Origin of the sequence: Paeniroseomonas aquatica, from assembly GCF_030409335.1 — a bacterium.
GTDB lineage: Bacteria > Pseudomonadota > Alphaproteobacteria > Acetobacterales > Acetobacteraceae > Belnapia > Belnapia aquatica.
Window position 1 is genome coordinate 21,066 of sequence record NZ_JAUFPN010000011.1, and the last position, 6,116, is coordinate 27,181.

Below are 6,116 nucleotides of genomic sequence, written 5' to 3' on the forward strand. Positions count from 1 at the left end.
CGGGGTGCATGTGCGAAGCCATCACGAGACAGCGGCGACGGCACCTAGCCCATAGGCCGACAAGATGGGTTCCGAAGGTTGCCCCGGTATCCAGGGCAGGCCGGATGCTAACCAGGCAACCGAAGGCGTCGACCTTGGCGAAGCATGCAGCATAGACCAACTGCACCGCAGCGGCCCGCGGCTGAGGAACGCGACGGGCGTCAAAAGTAAACAAGCAACCAAAGCGCCACGACACTAAAACGCCACGGCGCTTTGGTGTCGTGGCGCTACAACATCAGAGGAACTCTAATGGTGCGAGCGCGTCACGAGCGCGGCCCGGCCGGCGCCGCCGGGGGCGGCGCATCTTCCAACCACAGCGGCACGGCGCAGGCCCGCCGGCCGTTGGAATCGGTCCACACCGCCCGCCCCTCGCAGCGCGCCAGCAGGCCGACTAGGTTGTTGCGGCGGATGGCGTCGGACCAGGCAAGAGCGGATGCGGAGCCATCCGACAGGGCAGCGCGGATCACGCCCGAGGCTTCCCGCACTTCCGCCGTTTCCGTGGATCGTCCCCACAGGTAGCCGCCGCCTAGCGCGCCAAGCAGCAGCACAGCAGCCCCGAGGCCCGACAACAGCGCCAAGCGCCGGGACTGCGCGCCGGCCTGGCGCACGAAATCCATCCGGCACGCCTGCACAAGCTGGCGCGTCATGTCCGCCCGCGCCTTGTCGTCCAATGGCTCCCGGCTGGCCTCCATGCGCGCCTGTAGTGCGACCATCGCGCCCAGGCTGGAGGACAGCCCGGCCAGCACCGGGGCGAGGGGGTCCCGCTCGGCCCTGGCGGTCTCGGCCGCGGCTTCCAGATCAGCGCGAGCCTGGCGCATGGCCCCCGTCACGTCGGGAAGTCGGGCGCCCACCCCAACAGGGCCGGCCGGGGCCGTGGCGCTCACGGGAACCAAGAGCGGATCGGCGCGAGCGCCTGATCCATGCTCCCCATCCACTTACGGACGCGCGAACGGTTTAGTGGGCCGAGCGGACCCACGGGGGCGCGGCCCTGCGGTTCCTGGCCGTCGCGTGCCAAGCTGAATTGCAGCCTTTTGGCCTCGATCTCGCTGGCCACGCTGGAATCCAGGCGCGGCATCCAGACCGGCACCGCGCCCCGATCCACGGCCGCCCGAAAGGCGGAATGGTTCAGCACCCAGCCAAAGGCTTCTTCCCGCGACTGCGTGGGCGACACCAAGCCTTCGTTGAGGATGAGCGCCGTTGCCCTGGGTGTGAAGCCTTGCTTCTCGAAGGAGGCAAGCGAGGTCAGATCGTCCACGCGCGGGCCGAGGGTGTAGATGGCAACCGGCGCCACGCCGGTTTCCTCCATGACGTCGCCCAGGTCCGGGGCATCGGCCAGAAGCCGGCTCAGGCTGGTGTCACCGCCGCCCAGGTCCAGCACCGCCGACCGCTGCTCTTCCATCGAGAAGCGCAAGAACTCCTCTAACCAGGCCGCCACGCTGCCGGTCTCGTTGGTGGGCGGCTGGTCCACGCCTTCGATGAAGGCGGCCAGGGAGCGGTTCTGCGGGTCCAGAGCCGCCGCCATGACCTCGCCGCCGGATGCGGCCACGGCTTCGAGGACGTAGCGCAGGAGAGTGGTTTTCCCCGACCTCCCCGGCCCGCTGACGAACCATACCTTGGGCTTGCCGGCCAGGTCGGGGATGGGCTGCGTGGGTGCCAGGGACGAGCCCGTGGCCGGATCGACCGTGGACGGAGGCAGACCGATGGAGGCTTCCGGAGCGTCAAAGCTGCGCTTACGCGAGAACAGGCGAACGACGCGCCCGCCATCCTCGCCCTCGGTGGGGGCGTCGGTACTGGGAACGGGGGTCGGCTTGGTGGCCATATTCGGTTCCTTCGAGGTCACTGACGAGGCCGAGCAAAGCCGAACCGTGGCTTAGGCGGCGGATTGACCCCTTCCGCCAGGTCCACGGGCGGACGAGCGGGAGAGATTGGGCTAGGGGGCAGGGTCGGCTCCGGAGCTGGTGCCGGGGTGACCTGAACCGTGGAGAGTGCACTAGGCGCAGGCAGCGGTTCTGGCGCCTGCGCGGGCTTGGTGACCATCGAGTGGGTTCCCGCGGCCTGCTTCTGGCCCTGTCGCTTACTGCGGGTGGCCCGGCCCTCCGTCGCCCTTGTCCAGGCTCGTCGTGCGGCATCGGCCGTCGGGGGGTTGCCCTTGGCATCACGGACACCCTGTTCCCCGAGCACTTTGGCAATTTCAGTCCAGAGCAACCGCCGCTCCTTGAGGCGACGGGCGAGCATGGCGTGGTTTTTTCGCATCCAGTCCTGCAAAGCCGAACGGCTGCGGGCTTTGTCGAAGGCAGCTTCGTCCACATCGACGGGCGGGGGTTGATCGGATGCGGCCATCCTTCCTCCAGCTGGATTAGAACGCCCTTACCTTGGCCTAAATAGGCCTCACAGCGCAATTCCTGGGAAGGCAAACTTAGACAAAAAAGAACTTAAACGAGACATCAAGCAAACTTAATCGAGACACAGAACGAACCCCTCCGAGATAAGACGGAACAAAATCAAACTAAGACGAACAGAAACAAACATAAATGGACAAAATCGAACAAAAAAGAGGTAGGGAAACGAGGGAGAGGGAAGGAGTGGGAGTGCTACAGACCAATGCACCCTAGAAGGTGCTGGCCCCATCCCCTGCGGAGATGGTTAGTAGGCGCCCGATCCCCGACGCCGAGGAAGCCGCCATGTCAGACGCCATCACCGCCGAGCTTGCCCGCCTGCGGGACACCGTTGAAACGCTGACCCAGGGGTTGCGGATGATGGTGGAGACGCAGGCCACCCACACTGAGATGCTGCAAGCCATCCTCGAGGCGGCGACCGAGGAAGCCGGCGAGAGCCCGTTGCCGGGGTTGCTGACGCAGATCGTGGAACGCCTGGACGAGCAGACCGGCATCCTGCACCGCATCGAAGCCGCAGCCGTCGGTGGGCCGGTGGACGAGACCCAGGACGAGGACGAAGGCGGGGACCCTGCCGGCCGGCGACCGGTGCCGACGTCGCGGCAATAGCAGGCCTGGCCGGTGCTGACCTTCCGCAAAGGCGCGGCTTCCGTCACCCCGGGCGGTGCGCGGGCGATGGCCGACCACCTGATGGAGGAGACGCTATCGCCCGAGGCGGTGGCGATGGGGGACTACTACACCCGGAACCGGGCGGCTGAGCTGGGGGCCGGGCCGGGACCAGACGGCGAGGCGGGACCGGAAGCGCCGCGCCAGGGCACCCGGCCACAGCCGCGTCGGGACATGCATCCCGGCCTGGCGGCGGCGCTGGGGATCGAACCGCACGGCGTCCCGACCGTGGAACAGGTCAGTCAGATCCTGGCCGGCCGACGCGCGGACGGCGGCGAGCTGGCGACGAACGAGGCCGCGACCACGCGGAGCGTCAGCTATATCGACCTGTGCTTTTCCGCGCCCAAGAGCGTCAGCCTGGCATGGGCGTTCGCGCCGACCGAGGCTGAGCGCGCGACCATCCTGCAAGCGCACCGCGATGCAGTGGACGCTTCCCTGCGCTACGTCGCGCGGGAAATCGGCCAGGTCCGCCGGGGCAAGGCTGGGACAGGCGGCACCGAGGCGGGGCACGTTGCGTGGATCGGCTTCGAGCACTTCACGGCGCGGGCGACCGCCGAGGTGAAGCGGCCGGACCCCAAGACTGGGGAGGTGACGACCGAGCTGCACACCCTGTGGCCTGACCGCGACCCGTCCGGGGCAGGCGACCCCCAGCTCCACACCCATTGTGCGGTGCCCAACCTGGTCCTGACAGACGGCGGGCACCTGGGCGCCCTGGACCTTAGCCCGACCCGCACGCGCATCCACGAGTTCGGCGCCTTCTACCAGGCGCAGATCGCGGCCAACCTGCGCCGCGTCGGGGTGGCGGTAGAGCTCGAGGAGCGCACGGGCATGGCCCGGCTACCGGCCATCTCGGAGGCGGTGTGCGAGGCATTCAGCAAACGCACCCGTGACGGTACCGAAGCGGCGCGGACAGAGGCAGCCAAGCGCAACCTCGATTGGGACGCCATGACGCCGGACATGCAGGTGGCGTTCCTCAAGGGGGGCACGAAAGCGGCTCGCAAGAACAAGGAAGATGACCTCAGCGACTTCGCCGCTTGGCGTGGCCAGGCTGCGGCGATCGGCTGGGAGCACCGTGGCGCCATGGCGCCGCAGCGTGAGGGCGCCGAGGCGCCACGGCAGCAAAGCCAGGCCGCCCGGCTCGAAGCTGCTTACCAGGCGGCTTTGCCGCTCCTCGAAGCAAAGTTCTCTAGCGTCTCCGTGCTCAACGGTGCCGACCTGCGCGCCGCAGCAGCCCGCGCCCTTATTAGCGCCGGCATGACGCCGGGGGCGGAAGGCGGCCGGGCCGACGTCGACGCGGTGACCAAGGCCATGCGCGAGCGCGGCGTGCGCCAGGATGGCCAGCCCACGGGGCTGGTGTGGGGCCGCGACGGCGAGCGCGACGAGGTGAAGGTGACGACGGCGCTGCACGTTGCCCAGGAGAGCGAGGCCGTGGCGCTGGCCAAGGTCGCCGCGGCGGAACGCAGCTGCGCCCTGTCCCCAGCAGCCCTGGCCGCCGCGGTGGAGCGCAGCGGCCTGGACTTCGGTGACGAGCACGGCAAGGCGCAGCACGCGGCCATGGTGCGCCTCGGAACGGGCGGGGCGGTAGGCGTGGCGGTGGGCGTCGCGGGGTCGGGCAAGACCGCCCTGCTGCGCCCTTTGGTGGACGCCTGGCAGCGGCAGGGGGATCACGTCATCGGCGTGGCCATCGCCTGGCGCCAGGCCGAGCCCTTGAAGGAGGCCGGGATCGGCAGCGTCGCCGCGCTCACCGGCTTCCTGCACGGCGTCGCCGCCGGCCGCATCTCGGTCGGACCGCGGACAGTGGTGGTGGTCGACGAGCTGGGGCAGGTAGGCGCCCGGCAGATGCTCGACCTGCTACGGCTGCGCCAGCAGCACGGGTTCCGCATCGTCGCCGTGGGCGACGACAAGCAGTGCCAGGGCATCGAGGCTGGCCCCGTGGTCAACCTGATGCGCCGGGCGCTGGGGCCGGAGGCGGTGCCGGAAATTCTCACCACGCGCCGACAACGCACCGAGCGCGAGCGCGAGATCGCCGGGCTGTTCCGCGACGGCAAGGCCGCCGAGGCGTTGGCGATGAAGCGGTCGGACGGCACGGCCGAGGCGGTGCCAGGGGGCTACAACGACGCCGTGCGGCGAGTGGCCGAGCTATGGCGGCAGCGGCGCGAGGCGAACGCCGGCGATGCTGGTTTCAGCATCAGTGTCACAGCGCCGACGAATGCCGATGCTCGTGCCGTGGCCCTGGCGTTGCGTGAGGAGCGCCGGGCAATGGGTGAGGTGGGGGCAGACGTGTTGAGCGTCCGCGCGACCGACCAGGCTGGCGCCGCCTATAACCTCACCCTGGCACCAGGCGACCGGGTGCGGCTGTTCGACCGCCTCAATGCTCGGTTTCTCGACGGCGGCCGGGGCAACATCGGCAACAATGGCAGCGTCCTTGAGGTCCGCGCGGTGAATGCGGAGGGGATCGTGCTGCGGACGGCGGCCGGGCGCGACGGGGCGGTGTCGTGGGAAAGCCTGGCCGACAAGAAAAACGGCCGTACGCGGCTGGCGCCGGGTGACGTGCTGACCATCGACGCGGCGCAGGGCATTACCAGCAGCGAGCACATCAACGCCATGCCGGCGGGATCGACGGGGGTGCAGGGCTTCAAGGGCTACACGGCCGAGAGCCGGCACAGGGATTCCGCCTGGCTCATTACCTCGGACGGGGCGGAGCGGCGCGAGGTGATGGTGCGCCGGGCTTTGGGCGATTCCCGGCCGGTGGGCGCGGCGGACGTGTGGGAAAACGTAGCGCGGAATCTGGCGCGGCAGCCGGCGAAGGCGTCGGCGCTGGACTTCATGGACCGCGCCCGCAACGTCGGCCGCACCGCGGCGCACGCCATGCAGGTCGGGTTCCGCCAAGCCGAGGCGCGCGAGGCGGCGGGCGAGCCGCGGGCGACGCTGGGGGCGCAGCTCCACGAGCGGCGCGCCGGCCGGGCGGTAGGCCAGGCAGTGGATCGGCTGCGGCAGGCGCTCGATGCCCGCTGGCAG

4 protein-coding genes are annotated in these 6,116 nt (G+C 69.6%); 2 read left to right on the forward strand and 2 right to left on the reverse strand.

Annotated elements, in window-relative coordinates:
* Nucleotides 1-302 precede the first annotated feature (302 nt).
* Both QWZ14_RS01440 and QWZ14_RS01445 read right to left on the reverse strand, forming a co-directional pair.
* Nucleotides 303-857: a hypothetical protein gene (locus tag QWZ14_RS01440; protein WP_290314773.1), complete on the reverse strand. Its 555-nt coding sequence runs from the start codon at nucleotides 855-857 to the stop codon at nucleotides 303-305.
* Between the two features lie 62 nt (nucleotides 858-919).
* Nucleotides 920-1,858 carry a hypothetical protein gene (locus QWZ14_RS01445; RefSeq protein ID WP_290314774.1) on the reverse strand — a complete coding sequence of 313 codons (939 nt, stop codon included), beginning with the start codon at nucleotides 1,856-1,858 and terminating at the stop codon, nucleotides 920-922.
* Between the two features lie 862 nt (nucleotides 1,859-2,720).
* On the opposite strand from QWZ14_RS01445, the gene QWZ14_RS01450 reads away from it, so the two are divergent.
* Both QWZ14_RS01450 and mobF read left to right on the forward strand, forming a co-directional pair.
* Nucleotides 2,721-3,041, forward strand: a complete 321-nt coding sequence (locus QWZ14_RS01450; RefSeq protein ID WP_290314775.1) for a hypothetical protein — start codon at nucleotides 2,721-2,723, stop codon at nucleotides 3,039-3,041.
* A gap of 12 nt (nucleotides 3,042-3,053) precedes the next feature.
* Nucleotides 3,054-6,116: MobF family relaxase (gene mobF / locus QWZ14_RS01455; RefSeq protein WP_290314776.1), on the forward strand; the 3,063-nt coding region annotated here is incomplete at its 3' end.